Below are 17447 nucleotides of genomic sequence, written 5' to 3'. Positions count from 1 at the left end.
GCCTTCGTGCCCGGGTAGCTGTCATGAGGCGGTCCAGAGCGGTGGCAATCGTTATCTTGGGTTGCCAAGCGAAACCGCTGGTCAGCCGCTTGAAGGTCTGTCAGGCACGTCAGGCAAGTTGGCAACGCGGGCTGCCGCGCCGGTGAACCGTGGAGAGGCGGTTCGTGTTGCGTTCGGGACGAGTGGCCGAGGAGTACTTCGACAAGTACCAGTTCGAGGCCGATCCGACCCTTCTGGATGAGTTGGCGTCGGGGATGGTGTCACTGGTTCCCGAGGGGACCGAGGTGTTGGCCGGCCTGGAGATGGGTGGCATCGCGGTGGTCACGGCGCTGGGGCGGCGCACCGGCTTGCCCTGCGCGTTCGTGCGCAAGACAGCGAAGTCCTATGGCACTGCCCGGCTGGCCGAGGGCGCCGACGTCAAGGGCCGACGCGTCCTGGTCGTCGAAGACGTGGTGACCTCGGGTGGGCAGATCGCGATCTCCACTGGTCAGCTGCGTGATCTAGGAGCTCAGATCGACCACGCGTTGTGCGTCATCGATCGGCAGGAAGGCGGTGTCGAGGCCTTGGCCGCGGAGTTCGGCACCGCCGACCACGACCCGGTCGCGCTGCGGGACACGCTGGGGCCCATCGGGGTGGCGGGGTTCTTCGCGGCCGGCGAGGTGGAGCCGGTAGCCGGGCACAACCACGTGCACGGATTCACCGCGTCCGTCCTGGTCTTTTCCGGGTCTTCGCCGGGTGGCCTTAAGCGACCGTAACAGGGTCATGACGTATCGTGACGACGGAAGGCCCGGCGGCCCCCGCTGCTCGGGAGGGGCGGCCGGGCGGGCCGCCTTCTTCCGGCGGGAGGTCGCCGGACCAGCGGTCTACCGGTGAGGAGTCACGGCCCTGTGGGTGAGGAGCCGTTCGGATGGGGCGGTCAGTCGTTCTTGTCGGTGACGCCCTTTCCCTCCTCCGTGCCGTTGTCGACGGTGGGACCGTTGTCCTGCTTGTCCGTGGTTCCGCCGGTCTCGTTGTCAAGGGGCGGGGTCGCGGGCGCGGAAGTGGTCTCGTTGTCAAGGGGCGGGATCGCGGGCGCGGAAGTGGGCTCGCAGGGGGCGACCGTCCCCTTGACGATCTGCAGGGAGGTCGTGGACGGCGCCGCGGAGTCGCCGTCCTCGCTCTTCGTGACGGCCAGCACCAGCGTGGACCCCGCGGGGACGTCCCCCTCCTTGATCTTGAAGGCGATCCCGTCACCCGCCTTGCTGATGCCCGCGGCGAACTTCCCGTCCGCGGCCCCGTTCTCGCCCCGGGGCTGCTTGCAGGTCTGGCCTGCGGGCAGGTAGTCCACCACCGACTTGATCCCGGCCTCGGCCAGCTCGGACTCCAGGCCGTCGGGGTCGACGAACGAGTTGATCTGCACGTCGACAGTGCCGTCCGAGCTCTTGGAGACCGCGTACGCCGCGGCCGCGCTGCCGGTCACGCCGGTCAGCATCACCACGGCCGTGGCGGCCGCCGCGACCCCCGCCACCGCAGCGGACAGTCCCACGATGCGCCGGGTGCGTCGTACGGGTGTCACAGTTGTCATTTGATCTTCTGCCTTTCTCGTCGTGATCTCGTCCTTGAGTGCACTCAGAAGGCGATCTTCGAAGTTGGTCATATCCGTCCTTCCTGGTACACGGCCGATGGCGAGGCGACGTTCTCGAGGGCGCGCCGGGCGCGGTGCAGTCTGACGCGTGCGGTCACGTGCCTGATGCCCAGAGCCTTGGCGGCCTCGGTGACGGTGAGCTGATCGATCGCGACGAGCTCCAGCACGGCGCGTTCGCCTTCGGGAAGGCCCTGCATGGCCTCCAAGGCGTTGCGCATCCGGCGCTCGGCGTCGATCCGCTCCTCCATCCTGGTGAGATCGTCGTCGTCCATCAGTCGGCGGCCGGCGACGCGGCTGGTCGCCCGCGCCTCGATGGCCGCCTTGCGGTGCTGGGCGGATGCGACGTTGCGTGCGATGCCGTAGAGCCAAGCGAGCTCGCTACCCCGGCCGGGCACGTAGGTGTGCTCCGAGTCCAGGACCGCCAGGAAGATGTCCGCCGTCAGGTCGGCGGCTAAGTGAGGGTCGCTCACCCGCCGGACCACGAATCGCATGACGGCATCGACGCGGCGGCGATAGAAGGCCTCAAAGGCCACAAGGTCTTCGTTGAGGCGCAATGGCCTCGCTCCCTTCGTCGTTCGCCCTTACACCTCTACTTGGACCGAGCGACGAAAAGCGTTTCAGACCCTATTCGACGACACCTCAGATCGAGACCTTCAGCGGCGACAGGGCCGGGCGCAGCCAGGCACCGGAGCACGAGCTGTCACGCATGGCCGCGCTGCTCAGCGGCGTGCAGCAGCCCGTGCTCGACCCGTACCTGCCGTAGCGCAGAGCTCGTCAGCCGAGCTAGCCGTTCGCGCCTACGCCCGAATCCAATCAGCCCTCGTCCGCCCGGCCCACGCCGAGCGGGCCTACGTGAGGAGAACCATGGACTCTCAGCCCGCCAAAAGCCTGCGCAGCCTCCTGAACAGTGAGCTGCTCAGACGTTTTCACGCCGCCGTGGGCCGCCTGCTCGACCACCAACAGCAGACCGAGGCCAAGCACGCCTGCCTGCACGATGCCGATCCATGGGCACCCAGCGTCGACTGCCCGCTCCGGCAAGAGGTTGCCGAGCTTCACGCGGAGATCGCCACCCGCGGCGACATGATCGTCCTCGCCGCAGCCAACCCCATCCCGGGCTTCGCCTCCGTCAAGGTGCGGGTGTGTCCAGTCAGTGGTGTATCTCGATCTTGTTTGAGTAACGGGTGGTCGGAGCCAGACGGCCTTCGAAGGTGATGGCGTGTCGTCGCTGATCACCACCTGCGAGCCTTGGCCAGGATGCCAGGCCCATGTAGCGGCGGGCTTCGATCTATTCGTTAGTCTGCTCGGCCGGCACCGCGTCGACCAGCCGGATGAGCGAGGCCCGGTCCGTGCGGATCCGTTTGGTAGCTCGTCCTGGGTCTTTGCTCTCGCCTGGTTGTCGGCGGGCGATGTGTTGGGGGTCTCGGTGTTGTCCTGCCCTTAAAGGCGATCAAGAAAGGACGGGACAATGAGATATCGCCAGGATCGCATCGTGGTGTACAAGCGATGTGGATGCGTCGATGCGCGTACGAGTAGGCAGTTGGGCGGACGCTGCGTGCGGGATACACGGTGGCGCGATGGCTGCGCTGCTGGCTGCAGGGACTGCGGCCCAGCACCCGCGAAGGTTACGCCGATCATGTACGCCTGTATCTGATCCCGTATCTGGGCCGGATCGAGTTGGCCCAGCTGACCACCCGGGACATCGGCCGCATGTTCGCCGTCCTCGCCGGACGGCGCACCCGCTACGGCAAGCCGATCGCGCCCTCGACCCTGCACCGCATCCGCGCCACGCTGCACGCGGCATTGAACGCCGCAGTGCGTGATGGCCTGATCGCCTCCAACCCGGCACGCATGATCCGGCTGCCCGCGTCCTCCCGGCCGTATCCGCAGGTCTGGACCAACCGGCGAGTGGCCGCCTGGCGGCGCGAGGGCGAACACCCGACAGTGGCGGTGTGGACCGCCGACCAACTGGCCGAGTTCCTCGCCTTCGCCCGACACGATCGGCTGCACGTGCTGTGGCAGTTGATCGCGCGCCCTGGACCACGCGGAGGACTCCGAGCTGCTCCGCGCCGCCCGCGCCGACATCTCCGCCGAACTCGTCGGACTATGGCGAGGCGGCCCCGCCGAGAACCTGGACACCTGGCTCTCCAACCTCGGCTGGCAGCCCTCCGTGACGGACATCGCCGAGGCCGCGGCCGCCTGCGAACGCCCGATCCCACCCGCGTTCGACCCCGCCCGCGCCGACAGCGGGCGCGGCTGGCTGGCGACGGCACGCCTCCCATGACCTCGCTGACAAACGGCGTGCCCGCCATCGAGATCGCGGCCCGGACCGGGGCCGTTCCGATGACTACCTTCCCCGGGCAACCATGGCCAGGAGGTCGAACGTGAGGCCGGCGGCGGCCAGCGCGGTGATCTGAGCGTGGTCGTAGGCGGGTGAGACCTCGACGACATCCGCACCGACGATGTCGAGGTCCGCGAGGGAGTACAGCAGCAGCTGAAGCTCCCGGGTGCTCAGTCCGCCGGGCTCAGGGGTGCCGGTCGCGGGCGCATGGGCGGGATCAAGCACGTCGATGTCGATGCTGATGTAGACCGGCCGATCAGCCACTCTCTCCCGGAGCCGGTCGGCGGCGTGCTCGATGCCGCGCCGCGCGACGTCGAGTGTGGAGATCGTCGCGAATCCCAGCTCCCTGTCGTCCTCCAGATCCTTGGCGGCCGGGGTTGTGTGGCGGATGCCCACATGGGCGCAGTGGTTCACCGCCAGCAGTCGCTCCTCGGTGGCCCGGCGGAACGGAGTGCCGTGAGTGAGCCGCGCACCGAACATGTTGTCCCAGGTGTCGAGATGGGCGTCGAAGTGGATGAGTGCCACGGGGCCGTGGTGCCGATGGGCGGCTCGCAGCATCGGGAGGGCGACGGTGTGGTCGCCGCCCAGAGTGATGATCCGGTCAGCACTTCGATAGAGCCGCTGAGCGGCCGACTCGATCTGACTCACCGCCTCGGCGATGTCGAAGGGAGTCACGCCGACGTCACCGGCGTCGGCGATCTGCAACCTCGACCACGGCTCGATCTCGAGCCCGAGGTGGTAAGGCCTCAGGAGTTTGGAGCCGGCGCGAATGGCCTCCGGGCCGAATCGTGCGCCTGGCCGGTAGGTGGTACCGGCATCGAACGGCACGCCGAAGATCGCGACGTCGGCCCGGGAGACCTCGTCGAGCCGCGGCAGGCGGGCGAACGTGGAGGGCCCCGCGAAACGCGGGAGCTGCCTGATGGAATCGGGCGGTCCGACGATCCCTGTGTCGCCGGACTCCGCGAGCTCGTCCTTCTCAACGCTCGACAACGCGATTCTCCTCCCAAGGTGACCGGCCCCCGTCTTCTGGGCCTCACAGTAGTCAGAGCTCTCTCCCGGGCATTCGGTCGATCGCACGAGGGATTCGCGCCGCTTCCGGCCTTCGGCACAATGCGCCGATACCTGGTGAGGACAATGATGCGAAGGTCGGCATAACACCCACGAGTGAGGATTCCGCTTGCCTGAGAATGCATCGGATGCGTATGCGTCCTCGACTCCAGACCTGCTCGGCGCCTTGGACGGAGAGCGCCGGCGATTGGGCATCCCGGGTGCCGTCGTCCACGTGAGCGGTCCGTCGTACGGTAGTTGGACCCGTGCGCTCGGCGTCTGCGATCTGGCCACCGGGGTGCGGCTCACCGCCGATAGCCGCATGAGGATCGGGAGCCTCACGAAGACCATCGTGGCGCTGATCGTCCTGCGCCTGGTGGAAGCCGGAGACCTCTCCTTGGACGATGAGATACAGGCCCATCTGGCAGAGCCGCAGATCCCGCGAGGAGTCACCGTTCGCCGTCTCCTCGACATGACCTCGGGCCTGCCCGACTACACCTCGGAGGAGTTCGTCGCCGGTCTGCTCCTCGAGCCCGACCGGCTCTGGACTCCCTCCGAACTGCTCAAAGTCGCCCTGCGGAAACCGCAGCAGTTCGAGCCCGGCACCTCCTGGGCGTACTGCAACGCCGGCTACATCATGCTGGGAATGCTCATCGAGCACGTAACCGGCGCACGAGTCGAGGACGTCGCGCGCCGGCTGGTCTTCGACCCCCTCGGCATGCGGGAGACCGAGCTCCCGCCGCTGACGCACGCCGCCGCCGCCCTGCCGGATCCTCGGCTGCGTGGGTACCACCGCCGGGACGGCGAACTCGTCGACGCGACGCGCGTCAACCCGTCCTGGGCGTGGACCGCCGGTAACGCGGTGTCCACCGTGGGCGACTTGAGACTGCTCATCGAGGCATCGGTGCGCGGCGACCTCCTCCAGGAGCAGACCCGGCGTGAACGCATGCGCACCCACCCGGTGCCCGACAGCACCATCACCTACGGCCTCGGCATCGCGAACTTCGACGGCATGTGGGGCCACAACGGCGAACTGCCCGGATTCCAATCGTTCGCCGGCCACGATCCGGCGACCGCGACGACCGTCGTCGTCCTCACCAACCTCGACGACCACTCCGCGGACCTGCTCGCCGCGTTCCTGCGCACCCGGCTCGCGAACGCTGCCGGCTCATGAGGAAAAAGCCGACACCCGAGGATTCCACCGGGCCGGAGGTGTCCGGGAACCTGTCGCTCCTCCTCGAGGATCTGAGCAGACTCGTTCGTACCGAGTCGCCGTCGACGGACCTGGACGCGGTCGGCCGCTCCGCGCGGGTGGTCGCGGACTTGGTTCATGAGCGCTTGGGGCGTCGGCCAGAGATCCTTTGCGTCGACGGAGTCGACCATGTCCTGCTGCGCGGGGCCGATCCGAAGGTCATGCTCCTCGGGCACCACGACACCGTCTGGCCGCTCGGCACGTCGGACGAGCTGCCCTACACCGAAACTGCCGGCGTCGTCAGTGGCCCGGGCTGCTTCGACATGAAACTCGGCCTCGTCCAGGCGATCCACGCTCTCGCGTGGCTGCGGCGATGCCGCGGCACCGGCGTCCTCGACCAGGTGACCCTTCTCATCACGGGCGATGAGGAGCTGGGGTCCACGACATCACGGGCACTGATCGAGCAGGAAGCAGGCCGCTGCCGGGCAGCCCTCGTGCTGGAGGCGGCCGGCCCGGGCGGCGCACTGAAGACGGGGCGCAAAGGCGTGTCCCTCTACCGGATCGAAGTGCTCGGTCGTGCCGCGCACAGCGGTCTCGATCCGGAGAAGGGCGTGAACGCGACCATCGCGATCGCCGAGATGGTGCTGGCGATCGCCCAGCTCGCTGACCCGGCGGCCGGTACGACCGTCACCCCGACGGTGATGAGCGCGGGCACGACGCCCAACACCGTGCCCGCGACGGCCACTGTGGCTGTCGACGTCCGGGCCGGCACCGCCGAGGAGCAGCACCGCGTGGACCGGGCGATCCGCGAGGTCGCGCCGGTTCTCGTCCCGGCGGAGATCCGGGTGCGGGGCGGAATCAACCGGCCGCCCATGGAACGGAGCGCGGCGGCGGCGCTGTTCAGCCAGGCGCAACGAATCGCACGCCGCCTCGGCCATCCTCCGCTGGAGGAGATGACGGTCGGCGGCGCATCGGACGGGAACTTCACCGCGGGTATGGGAGTGCCCACCCTGGACGGGCTCGGTGCCGTCGGCGGCGGCGCCCACGCCCGCGACGAGCACGCGGAGATCGCGTGGATCCTCCCGCGTACGCGACTGCTCACCACCCTCATCGAGGAACTCGCAGAGTTCTAACGGCGGTCGGAGATCACCTGACGCGCGCGCTCGCTGCTCGCCGCGAGTTCGTACAGGACTGTGATGAATCCGAGGAGATCCGCCGACGCCGTGAGGACTGTCGACACCGTCCGGTCGGCCGTCCGGGCGCAGCCGGGGATGCAGGCGGCGAGCTCGGCGGCCACCGGCGAGGGCAAGTCGACCTCGACCTCGAACGACGGGGGTGGCGGCGGACAGCTCAGTGCCGACGCGCGGGCCACGGCATCGGCGGCCCCTTCCCGCACCAGGTTCCTCGCCACGCTCGGCGCGACGGAGTCCGTGGCCGAGAATCCGTGTGTCTTCTTCACGGTCACGATCGTGGCCTCGGGGAAGATCTCGGTCGCGATCGCGCCGATGACGTCATCCCCGGTGACCAGGCCCACCGGGACACCGAGCGATGCCGCGTACAGGGCATTGACCTCGGCCTCCGACACCGGTGATCCGTTGACTCTGACCTCACCGAAGTAGGCGGAGAAGGTGTGCGCCAAGAGCCCGGGCGTGCCGGCCGGCGCGTGGTAGCCCACGAAGAGCGCCACGGCGCAGTCCTCGGTCAGGCCCTCGGCCATGCACTGGGCCTTGGGCTGCCCGAAGACCAGCCGTGCCCTCGGGTCGAGGCGCTCGTGGATCAGGTTGTCCATCGTCCCGTGGGAGTCGTTCACGAGCACGCTCGTCGCTCCGCCGTCGAAGGCGCCCGCGATCGCGGCATTGGCCTCCTCGGTCATGAGCTCCTGGGCTCGTGGGTAGCCGTACCCGCCGCGCACGATCTGGTCGAGGGTCGCGATGCCGGCGACGCCCTCCATGTCGACGGAGATGTACGCCTTCATCGCTGAGCTGCTCCTTCGTCGGTGCCACGCGTCACTCCCATTGTTGTCGAGGCTTTCGCGCCAACACTGGGTCGATCGACCGAATCAAATCGGACACAGATGTACGATCACACAATGCAAGGCGGTACGAGCAGTCCAGCGGACCTCGGGCGGGTGGTCGAGCGGCTCGGCTCGACGCTGCTGACCATCAAGGCGGGGCCACGTCAGCCGGCTCGTGCCGTGACGACCGTCATCCTTCACGATCCTCTGGACCAACCCGACGTCCCGCCGGACGCAGTGGTGCTGGGCGTCGGCGTGGCGGCTGACGACAGCTTGGTCACCCTGGTCAGAGTGCTGGGCGAAGCCGGGGCCACGGCCCTCGTGGTCCGGGAGCCGCTGGCCGTCGACGAGGTGGTCGCCCGCGAGGCGGAGCGCGGCAAGGTGTCCATCTTCGGTCTGGTGCAGGGCGCATCGTGGATCCAGGTGGCGACGTTGCTGAGCGGCGCTCTGCATCTCGGTGCCGATGGGGCGCCCGCTGTCGGCGGCGATGCGGACCGAGACCTGTTCGCCCTGGCGAACTCGCTGTCGGCTCTCCTCGACGCCCCGGTCACGATCGAGGATCTGTCGTCGCGGGTGGTCGCCTTCTCGGCTGACCAGGCCGGCGCCGACGAGCCGCGCCGCCTGACGATCCTCGGCCTCCAGGTGCCGCAGATCTACAGCGAATACCAGAGAGAACAAGGCATGTTCCGCCGCTTGTACGCTTCGGAGCGACCGGTGTTCATGCAGAACCCCGCCCCCGACACCCGTCCTCGGGTGGCGATGAGGGTCCAAGCGGGCAATGAGGTTCTCGGCTCCATCTGGGCCGCCGTGTCAGGGCCGCTCGCCCCCGAGCGGGAAGCCGCCATGATCGAGGCAGCACGAGTGATCGCGCTCGAGATGCTGCGTGCTCGCGTCAGCGCCGATGCCTCCCAACGACTCGGAGTGGCCCTGCTGTCCATGCTCCTTGAGGGAGGGACCGGCGCGCGCGAAGCCGCGCAGCAGCTGGCCTTCGGTTCGTCGCCGGCATGCGTCCTGGTCCTGGGGCCGCTGCAGTCCGACGACGAGGTCCGCACGGCGGCCGACATCCAGCGAACGGCCTCCGCATTTCGGACGCACCTCAGGCCCACCTATCCGCGGGCCATCGTCGCCCAACTCGGCGGCGCGGTCTACGCCGTCGTCCCCGTGCGTGCCGCGGCCGCCCCGGCGCTGGCCGCCATGAAGGACCTGGCCGCCGAGTTCATCGCCCGTCTGGACACCACCACCGAGTTCTGCGCCGGACTCGGCGGCATCGTCGAGGACGTCAGCGAACTCGGCTCATCCCGGCGCGATGCCGATGCCGCGATGCGGGTGCTGAGCTCCAATCCGCGCGCGGGCAGACGCGTCGCGTCACTGGCGGACGTGGCGATCGAGTTCCTCCTGCTCCGCCTCGGCGACCTGATGGCAGCCGACCGCATCGAACTGACCGGCCCGCTCGCCGACCTGGAGGACTACGACACCGAACACGACACCCAGCTGGTGCCGACACTCCAGAGCTGGCTCGAGCACTTCGGGGACGTCGCCGCCGCGGCACGAGCCGTCCACGTGCACAAGAACACGTTCCGATACCGGCTCGGCCGGATCGAGACGATCGGCGGCGTGGATCTGGCCGACCCCGACGAACGATTCGCTCTGATGCTGCAACTCCGCCTCGGCCCCGGTCGGCGATCGCCGCGGCCACCCGCGTAGCGACCGGGACCGCATCAGCCGGTCCCGGGTTGGTCGATCGTCCAAGGTCCGCGCACGCAGATCAGGCGGACGTACGATGCGCCCTCCGACCAGGCGGGTGAGTCTTGGTGTTCGACGTCACACCCCGACTCGGACCTTAAGGCGGGCCTGCCATGAATCGACGCGCCGCTGCTTTCGCAGCCCTCCTCATCGCTCTGCCGGCTCTTGCGGCTTGCGGCGGCTCGGGCTCGGGCTCGGACGGGGGCCAGGCGGGCTTCGCGACGGACGGCACGTTCGCGTTCGCGATCGACTCCGACCCAGGCGACCTGAATCCGCTCGTCACCAACCTCGTTAACGCGCAGATCGTCGGAATGTACTCCTACGACACGCTGATCTTCCTCGACCCCGAGACGGCCAAGCCCGCGCCCTTCCTGGCGAAGAGCTGGACCGAAAGCCCGACCAAGGTCACCTACACCCTGAACGACGCCATCACCTGCGCCGACGGCACGCCGTTCACCGCGCAGACCGCCGCTGATAACCTCAACTGGATCGTCGACCCCGCCAACAAGTCGCCTCGCCTGGAATCCGTCGTGCCGGCAGATGCCAAGGCGAGCGCGAAGGGGAACGTTCTCACCGTCACCACCTCCAAGCCGCGGCCCTTCATGCTGTACGACATCGGCGCGCAGCAGCTGGTGTGCGAGCGCGGCCTGAAGGACCCCAAGAGCCTCTCCGCGGGGAGCGACGGCACCGGCCCGTTCGCCATCGATCGCGTCGTGGCCGGAGACTCGATCACGATGACCCGCCGAGAGGGCTACACGTGGGGCCCCAAGAACAGCACCTCGAACACGCCGGGGATGCCGAAGACCGTGACGACCAAGATCGTGCCGAGCCCCTCGACCAGAGCGAACCTGCTGCTGTCCGGTCAACTCAACGCGGCCATAGTGAGCGGCAAGGACGAGGAACGCCTCGCCGCTCTCAAGTCGCAGCCGACGCCGACCATGTCCGGAATGATCGTCTACAACCACCATCAAGGTCTCCCGACCGCTGAGGCCGCCGTACGGCGCGCACTGACCCAGGCGATCGACCTCGACACCCTCACGAAGATTCTGACCGGCGGCAAGGGCGAACGGGCGAAATCGCTGCTCTCCGAAAACCCGAGCCTGTGCGCTTACGACACCGTCCAGGGCAACCTGCCTTCCCACGACCCGAACGCCGCCGGCCAGGCCCTGCGCGCGGTGGGCAAGCCGGTCGACATCACACTTGTCTATGACAACTCCACGGACACGGGCAGCGCCGCCGCGGAATACGTCGCGAAGCAGTGGGAGACCGCCGGCGCCGCCGTGAAACTCGACGGTGGTGACGAGAACTACATCATCAGCCGGACCTTCGCGGCCAAAGACCCGTCGGGCTGGACGGCATCGCTGGGGCTCAACCTCCAGACGGGCACACCGGCCATCTTCCCGCAGTACCTCTCCGGACCTGCCGCCCCTGCGGGGACGAACTTCGCCTCCATCGACAACAAGGACTACAACCGCAGCGTCGCCGCGGCCGCCGGCCGGACCGGTGACGATGCCTGCAAGGCCTGGGCCGAGGCGGAGAAGACCCTGATGACAAGCGCTGACCTCATACCGGTGTCCGTCACGCCGTACAAGATGTACTTCAATGGCGCGACGGCGCTCTACCTGCCCATCGGCGGGCAGCTGCCCGGCTCCGCGATCCGCGTGCTGAAGTGACCACGGAACCGACCGTCACCCTGCTGACGGGAACCGGGGCGGGACCGGATTCCGCGACCGGAACGTTCCGGGGCAGAGGTGGGCGACTGGGGGCCTTCATCGTGCGGCGGCTGGTGCGGCTCGCGTATTCGGTGGTCACCCTGGTGACCGTCGTCTTCCTGATGGTCCGGCTGATCCCAGGAGACCCGGTCCGCAATGCCCTCGGAATCAACGCGACGGCCGCGGTCGTGGAGGCACAACGCGAAAGCCTGGGACTGAACGACCCGCTGTGGACGCAGTACCTGAACTTCTGGAAGGGGCTGCTCACGTGGGATCTCGGAGACTCTTTCTCCCTTCACCTGCCGGTGACCACGATCATCGAGCAGCGCCTGCCGGCGACCCTGGAACTCGCGTTCCTGTCGCTGGCGCTGGTGCTCCTGGTGTCGATCCCGCTCGGCATCGTCGTCGCCGCGCTCACCCGAGGCGGCCGCAGACCCACCGTCGACCTGGCCTACACCTCGGCGAGCGGCCTGTTCGCCGTCATCCCCGAGTTCCTCATGGGAGTCGCTCTGGTGTACTTCTTCGCCGTTCAGAGCCACCTGCTGCCCGTGGCGGGCCGAACCGATCCGAGCTCGTACGTGCTGCCCGTCCTGGCACTGTCGATCGCGGTCGCCGCGGGCGTCTCGAGGATCGTCCGGGTCGAGGCGCTCACCGTGTTCGAGCAGGACTACATCCGGACGGCGCGTGCGAAGCGCATGTCGAGGTGGCGCCTGTACTTCCGCCACGCTCTGCCGAACCTGGTGACCTCCTCGCTCACCGTCGCCGGCATCGTGCTCGGCTCCCTCGTCGCGGGCACGGTGCTGATCGAGACCATCTTTTCGTGGCCCGGACTCGGGCTCACGATCGTGGACGCGGTGCGGAGCAAGGACTTTCCGCTCGCGCAGGGGATCGTCATCGTCTACGGCTTGATCGTCCTCGTTTCCAACCTCTTGATCGACATCGTCCTGGTCTGCATTGACCCGCGTTCAGCGCTGAAAGACACGTGATGGCGGTGACAAGCATGTCCTCTCCCGACTCCGCGCTGGCGGGGCCGGCCGCCGCGACGGCGGTGGGCGAGCCGATGCCCATGGCGGTCTCGTCTCGCCGCAGGTTTCTGACCGTCCTGCGTTCTCCCCTCGGCATCGGCGCGCTGGCCGCCCTGATGGTGGTCGCGTTTTTCGCGGTGTTCGGACCGGTGCTGTGGGGCGAGGCCGCGCGGCAGGCCGATCTGACCCAACTGTCCGCGAAGCCCAGCGCGGACCACCTCCTCGGCACCGACGCGGGCGGCCGGGACGTTCTCGCGCGGGTGCTGACCGCGACCCGGCTCTCGATCGTCACCGCCGTCCTGTCGGCCGCTCTCGGCGTGTTCGTCGGTGTGGTCATCGGCCTGCTGCCGACGATCGCGCCCCGGCGGCTGGGGCGGTTGGTCAACAGCGCCATCGGCGTGGCACTCGCCTTTCCGGCTCTCCTGCTCGCCATCGTCGTGTCGATCACCCTCGGTGTGGGCGCCACCAGTGTCACACTGGCGATCGGCCTGGCCATGGCGCCGTCCTACGCCCGGCTCACTCAGACCCTCGGTGCGTCGGTGACCGGGCGCGACTTCGTGGCCGCCGCTCGCATCCTCGGCGTCAGCCGAGCGCGGATCCTGGTACGGCACGTCCTGCCCAACGTGCGAGACCCGCTCATCGTCAACGCCAGCATCGGCGCCGGCACCGCGCTGGTCGCGGCGACGGGGCTGTCCTTCCTGGGCCTCGGCGTACAGGCGCCGGACTACGACTGGGGCCGCATGCTCAACGAGAGCATGGGAGCCATCTACGTGAACCCCGCTCCGTCTCTGGGTCTGGGCGCCGCCATCGTGTTCGCCGGCGTGACGTTCGCGCTCGCCGGCGAGGTGCTCGCCCGGGCATTCGGGCTGCACCGGCCCTCTGGCCGCCGACGGCGCCGGCCGCCCACCGGTTCGACGGCGGCATCACCGGCCCCGCAGGTCGCGGCCGACCCCGTGCTCCGCGTACGCGGCCTGCGCGTGGAGGCGCCCCGGGGGGATGGATGGGCGACGCCGGTTCGTGGCGTCAGCTTCGACATCGATCGAGGGGAGATCGTCGGCATTGTCGGTGAGTCGGGCTCGGGGAAGTCACTGACCTGCATGGCAGTCGCGTCACTCCTGGAAGAGCCACTTCACGTGACGGCGTCATCGGTCCAGTTCGACGGCACGGAACTGGTCGTCAGGGGCAAGGTGCCCGGCAGACCGCGCTCCAAGTCGCTGGCCCAACAGCTCGGCACGCGGCTGGCATTCGTCTTCCAAGATCCCTCGACCTCGCTCAACCCCGCCCTTCACGTCGGTACGCAGGTCGCGGAGGTCGGTCTCCTGCACGGCGGCCTCAGCCGGCGCGCGGCACGCCGGCGTGCGGTCGACCGGCTTGCCGCAGTACGGCTCTCCGACCCGGCTCGCCGTGCCCGCCAGTATCCCCACGAGTTCTCGGGTGGCATGCGGCAACGAGCCACGATCGCGATGGGGCTCATGGGCGAACCGGCGCTGGTCATAGCCGACGAGCCGACGACGGCCCTCGACGTCACGGTGCAGCGGGAGGTCCTGGCGCTCTTGCGGAAGGTGAACCGTGAGCATGGGACGGCCGTCATGTTCGTCTCACACGACATTTCGCTGGTCTCGTCATTCTGCACGCGAGTCCTGGTCATGTACCGGGGAGCCATCGTGGAGAGCCTGAGCACCGAGGATCTCGCGAGCGGACGCGCGGAGCATCCCTATACCCGGGCGCTGGTGGCGGCGGTGCCGCACATGGACGCCGTCCCGGGCACCGAGTTCGCCACGATCACCGAGGATGCCGAGTTTCCCCTCGACGCCGTAAGGGAGGGGTCGGCGTGAGCGACCTCGCCTTCGAGAACGTGGGAGTCAGGTATGGGCACGGACCCGCCGCCCACCAGGCGGTTCGTGGGGTGAGTCTCACCGTGCCGAGCGGCCGGACGGTCGGGCTGGTGGGTGAGTCCGGTTCGGGCAAGTCGACGCTGGCTCGTGCCGTCGTCGGTCTGCACGAGGCTCATACGGGCCGCATCCTGGTCGACGGCACCGATGTCGTCGGTGCCCGGGGGAGTGCCGCGTCCGTTCGCCGCACCGTGCAGCTGATTTTCCAGGACGCCAACTCCTGCCTGAACCCGAGGATGTCCATCGGCGCCTCGATCGAGGAGGCGCTTGCCGTACGCGGAAGATCCCCGCGACGCGATCGCGCTCACCGGCGCGGCGAGGTGGCCGCACTTCTCGAGATGGTCGAGCTCGACCCGGCCCGTGCCGGCGATCTGCCCATGCAGTTGTCGGGGGGTCAACGTCAACGCGTCGCGATCGCGCGGGCGCTGGCCGCCGAGCCCCGGGTGCTGCTCGCTGACGAGATCACTTCGGCGCTGGACGTCTCGGTGCAGGGGACCGTGCTGAATCTGCTGATGCGCGTCCAGCGGGACCTCGATCTGACGGTTCTCTTCATCAGCCACAACCTCGCTGTGGTCAGGCAGCTGTGCGACGACGTCGCAGTCATGAAGGACGGGGAGGTCGTCGAGGTCGGATCGGCGACCGAGGTGATCGACCACCCCGAACATCCCTACACACGTGAGCTGGTCCGTGCCGTCCCCCGGATCGGCACCCCTCTCTTCGGCGAAGGAACCACTCTATGAACTCTCGCCCGTTCAGTCTCGATGACGTCCGTCAGGTCGTCACCGTTCCCGAGACTGCGATCACGGCGGATGGAGGAACGGTCGTCTTCACGCGGCGCCAGGCGGTAGACCACCGCACGGAGACCTCGCTGTGGGCGGTTTCCGGCGGCTCTCGGCCACAGCCGCTGACCCAGGGGCCGACAGATCGAGCACCTCGCATCGTCCCGGCGGGGATCATGTTCCTGCGCGATGTCGACGGAGTCCCGCAGTTGCATCTCCTGCCGCGCGTGGGTGAGCCGACGCGGTTGACCGAGCTGCCGCTGGGGGCCGGGGCCGCGGCCGTCAGCCGGGACGGTCGCCGGGTCGCGTTCTCCGCACCCGTGAACCGCGCGCCCGGCGACGCCGCTGCGCCCATCGTCATCGACACGCTCGACCAGAAGGCGGACGGGATCGGCTGGATCGGCAGTGTCCGCCGCCAGATCTTCGTGATGGACCTGGGATCCAGGCAGGTCAGACAGGTCACCGACGGCGACTACGACGCGGACGGCCCGGCATGGTCGCCCGACGGCGACCGCCTCGCATTCACGGCCTCCATGGCCCACCGCGCGGACGTCGAGCTCGAACGCCGCGCCTACGCGGTCGAGGTCGACGACCCGCTCGCTCCGGTGCAGGTGCTCGGGCAGGCCACAGGGGTGACCGGTCCGGTCATGTGGGCTCGCGACGGCGCGTCGCTGCTCGCAGTGGGATCACCCGCGATGGTGGCAGGTCATGCCCGGCTTCTCCGGCTGTACGGCGACGGCAGGCCCGACACCGACATCACGGCCGGGCTGGACCGCAATGTGCTGCCGGGCGCGACGGGCTACCCAGGTGGTCACCCGGCGCAAAGCCACGACGGCAGCGAGATCGTCTTCTGCCTGCGTGACCGTGGCTGGACCCATCTGTACGGGGTCGGTCCGGATGGCGGAGAGGGCAGGCCGATCGTCGCGGAGCCGCATCAGGTCGTCTCCGCGCTCTCGGTGGCCGCCGAGGCACCCCGTGCCGCGATCGTCCTGACCACTCCTGAGTCGTTCGCCGAGGTCGCGATCGTCGACCTCGCCACCGGCGAAGTCGAGGTCCTCACCTCGCTGATGGAAGAGAGCCTCCCCGGGGTCCAGCTCTGTCGACCGGAGCCACGAGAGTTCACGATCAGCGATGGCGTCGTCGTCCACGGGTGGCTGATGGCGGCGCCGGACACGACCGGAACCGCTCCGCTCCTCCTCGACATCCACGGTGGGCCGCACAACGCCTGGGCCGGTGTGGCCGACGAGATCCATCTGTACCAACAGCTCCTCGCCGCACGCGGGTGGCGTGTCCTCACGCTCAACCCCCGTGGATCCGACGGGTACGGCGAGGAGTTCTACCGAGCCGTCGACGGCGGCTGGGGACGAGCTGATCTGGCGGACTTCATCGAGCCGATCGACCAGTTGATCGCCGAGGGGATCGCCGACCCCGAGCGACTCGCTGTCGCCGGCTACAGCTACGGCGGCGTCGCGACCTGTGCCCTCACCGCCCACACCGACCGGTTCGCGGCCGCGGTGGCCGGCGGCCTGATCTGCGACTTCGCCTCCATCGCCGGTCAGCGACTGCTGCCGGAAGGCTTCTTCGCCTCGGCGACCGCAGGTGCCGCACCGACAGACGTGGTCCGGCTCATCGAGAGCTCTCCGATCGCACGCGTCGAGCAGGTGAAGACACCCACGCTCGTGCTGCACGGCGAGAACGACAACACCTGCCCGATCGGACAGGCGCAGCAGTGGTTCTCGGCACTGCGGATCCAGGGTGTGCCGACTCGCCTGGTGGTCTATCCAGGAGGCAGCCACCTCTTCATCGCCGACGGCGAGGTCGATCACCGCGTCGACTACCACGCCCGGGTCGTGGAATGGGTCGAGCTGCACACCCGCGCCGTCGCACGGCCGGCCGCGCTGTCGCCGGCCCCACGTGGGGAGCACTACTGGCGCCGCCGTCTGGACCTCCTCCGAGAACGGCACGGAGTCGTCGGGGCGCAACTCGGCATCGTGCAGCTCGATCGGAGCGGAACGGTCTTCGACCGCATCACGGTCAGCTCCGGGGTCCTGAACGTCTCGACCCGGGAACCCGTCATCGAC

15 protein-coding genes and 1 pseudogene are annotated in these 17447 nt (G+C 68.8%); 12 read left to right on the top strand and 4 right to left on the bottom strand.

Annotation, left to right across the window (positions count from 1 at the left end):
- Positions 1-182 precede the first annotated feature (182 nt).
- Positions 183-755: a phosphoribosyltransferase family protein gene (locus ACWEPL_RS61575; RefSeq protein ID WP_452442225.1), complete on the top strand. Its 573-nt coding sequence runs from the start codon at positions 183-185 to the stop codon at positions 753-755.
- 161 nt (positions 756-916) lie between these two features.
- On the opposite strand, the gene ACWEPL_RS61570 is transcribed toward ACWEPL_RS61575, so the two are convergent.
- Positions 917-1564 carry a hypothetical protein gene (locus ACWEPL_RS61570; RefSeq protein WP_452442224.1) on the bottom strand — a complete coding sequence of 216 codons (648 nt, stop codon included), beginning with the start codon at positions 1562-1564 and terminating at the stop codon, positions 917-919.
- A 68-nt stretch (positions 1565-1632) separates the two neighbouring features.
- Positions 1633-2157 carry an RNA polymerase sigma factor gene (locus tag ACWEPL_RS61565; protein WP_452442223.1) on the bottom strand — a complete coding sequence of 175 codons (525 nt, stop codon included), beginning with the start codon at positions 2155-2157 and terminating at the stop codon, positions 1633-1635.
- Between the two features lie 20 nt (positions 2158-2177).
- Between ACWEPL_RS61565 and ACWEPL_RS61560 the strand changes: the two genes are divergently transcribed.
- From ACWEPL_RS61560 to ACWEPL_RS61550, 3 genes and pseudogenes are all read left to right on the top strand, one after another.
- Positions 2178-2387: a hypothetical protein gene (locus ACWEPL_RS61560; protein WP_452442222.1), complete on the top strand. Its 210-nt coding sequence runs from the start codon at positions 2178-2180 to the stop codon at positions 2385-2387.
- A 101-nt stretch (positions 2388-2488) separates the two neighbouring features.
- Positions 2489-2836, top strand: coding sequence for a hypothetical protein (locus tag ACWEPL_RS61555; RefSeq protein ID WP_452442221.1), 348 nt, complete (start codon positions 2489-2491; stop codon positions 2834-2836).
- Between the two features lie 354 nt (positions 2837-3190).
- Positions 3191-3313 (top strand): annotated as a pseudogene (locus ACWEPL_RS61550) (tyrosine-type recombinase/integrase); the annotation flags it as partial.
- Between the two features lie 655 nt (positions 3314-3968).
- On the opposite strand, the gene speB reads toward ACWEPL_RS61550, so the two are convergent.
- Positions 3969-4952, bottom strand: coding sequence for an agmatinase (speB, locus tag ACWEPL_RS61545; RefSeq protein WP_225301984.1), 984 nt, complete (start codon positions 4950-4952; stop codon positions 3969-3971).
- A 187-nt stretch (positions 4953-5139) separates the two neighbouring features.
- On the opposite strand from speB, the gene ACWEPL_RS61540 reads away from it, so the two are divergent.
- Both ACWEPL_RS61540 and ACWEPL_RS61535 read left to right on the top strand, forming a co-directional pair.
- A complete protein-coding gene (locus ACWEPL_RS61540) occupies positions 5140-6183 on the top strand; it encodes a serine hydrolase domain-containing protein (RefSeq protein WP_452442220.1) in 1044 nt (347 codons plus the stop codon).
- Positions 6180-7334 (top strand): M20 family metallopeptidase, encoded by a 1155-nt coding sequence (locus ACWEPL_RS61535; RefSeq protein ID WP_452442219.1) that lies wholly within the window; start codon positions 6180-6182, stop codon positions 7332-7334. The genes ACWEPL_RS61540 and ACWEPL_RS61535 overlap by 4 nt, the downstream gene beginning before the upstream one ends.
- Here ACWEPL_RS61535 and ACWEPL_RS61530 read toward each other — a convergent pair.
- Positions 7331-8176 carry a M55 family metallopeptidase gene (locus ACWEPL_RS61530; protein ID WP_452442218.1) on the bottom strand — a complete coding sequence of 282 codons (846 nt, stop codon included), beginning with the start codon at positions 8174-8176 and terminating at the stop codon, positions 7331-7333. The genes ACWEPL_RS61535 and ACWEPL_RS61530 overlap by 4 nt on opposite strands.
- Positions 8177-8329: 153 nt before the next feature.
- Here ACWEPL_RS61530 and ACWEPL_RS61525 point away from each other — a divergent pair, with 153 nt between their 5' ends.
- The 6 genes from ACWEPL_RS61525 to ACWEPL_RS61500 form a co-directional block, all read left to right on the top strand.
- Positions 8330-9919, top strand: a complete 1590-nt coding sequence (locus tag ACWEPL_RS61525) for a PucR family transcriptional regulator (RefSeq protein ID WP_452442217.1) — start codon at positions 8330-8332, stop codon at positions 9917-9919.
- Positions 9920-10071: 152 nt separating this feature from the next.
- Complete coding sequence (locus ACWEPL_RS61520; RefSeq protein WP_452442216.1) at positions 10072-11631, top strand: ABC transporter substrate-binding protein; 1560 nt, start codon at positions 10072-10074, stop codon at positions 11629-11631.
- On the top strand, positions 11628-12656 hold the full coding sequence (locus tag ACWEPL_RS61515; protein ID WP_452442215.1) for an ABC transporter permease: 1029 nt from the start codon (positions 11628-11630) through the stop codon (positions 12654-12656). The genes ACWEPL_RS61520 and ACWEPL_RS61515 overlap by 4 nt, the downstream gene beginning before the upstream one ends.
- Positions 12657-12670: 14 nt before the next feature.
- On the top strand, positions 12671-14530 hold the full coding sequence (locus ACWEPL_RS61510; protein ID WP_452442214.1) for a dipeptide/oligopeptide/nickel ABC transporter permease/ATP-binding protein: 1860 nt from the start codon (positions 12671-12673) through the stop codon (positions 14528-14530).
- The gene (locus tag ACWEPL_RS61505) at positions 14527-15327 is read left to right on the top strand and encodes an ABC transporter ATP-binding protein (RefSeq protein WP_452442213.1); all 801 of its coding nucleotides are present in this window, start codon (positions 14527-14529) and stop codon (positions 15325-15327) included. The genes ACWEPL_RS61510 and ACWEPL_RS61505 overlap by 4 nt, the downstream gene beginning before the upstream one ends.
- 215 nt (positions 15328-15542) lie before the next feature.
- The coding region (locus ACWEPL_RS61500; RefSeq protein ID WP_452442212.1) for a prolyl oligopeptidase family serine peptidase at positions 15543-17447 on the top strand (1905 nt) is incomplete at its 3' end.

It is taken from the genome of Nonomuraea sp. NPDC004186, from assembly GCF_053603495.1.
The sequence above is the reverse complement of the archived record's forward strand: the minus strand, read 5'-3'. Positions and strand labels throughout refer to the sequence as shown.

What these genes read in the sequence shown, in the direction of transcription:
- ACWEPL_RS61560 (WP_452442222.1), top strand. Translation starts at nt 2,178, where the DNA reads ATGGCCTCGCTCCCTTCGTCGTTCGCCCTTACACCTCTACTTGGACCG.
- ACWEPL_RS61520 (WP_452442216.1), top strand. Translation starts at nt 10,072, where the DNA reads ATGAATCGACGCGCCGCTGCTTTCGCAGCCCTCCTCATCGCTCTGCCG.
- ACWEPL_RS61555 (WP_452442221.1), top strand. Translation starts at nt 2,489, where the DNA reads ATGGACTCTCAGCCCGCCAAAAGCCTGCGCAGCCTCCTGAACAGTGAG.
- ACWEPL_RS61535 (WP_452442219.1), top strand. Translation starts at nt 6,180, where the DNA reads ATGAGGAAAAAGCCGACACCCGAGGATTCCACCGGGCCGGAGGTGTCC.
- ACWEPL_RS61530 (WP_452442218.1), bottom strand. Translation starts at nt 8,176, where the DNA reads ATGAAGGCGTACATCTCCGTCGACATGGAGGGCGTCGCCGGCATCGCG.
- ACWEPL_RS61510 (WP_452442214.1), top strand. Translation starts at nt 12,671, where the DNA reads ATGTCCTCTCCCGACTCCGCGCTGGCGGGGCCGGCCGCCGCGACGGCG.
- ACWEPL_RS61570 (WP_452442224.1), bottom strand. Translation starts at nt 1,564, where the DNA reads ATGACAACTGTGACACCCGTACGACGCACCCGGCGCATCGTGGGACTG.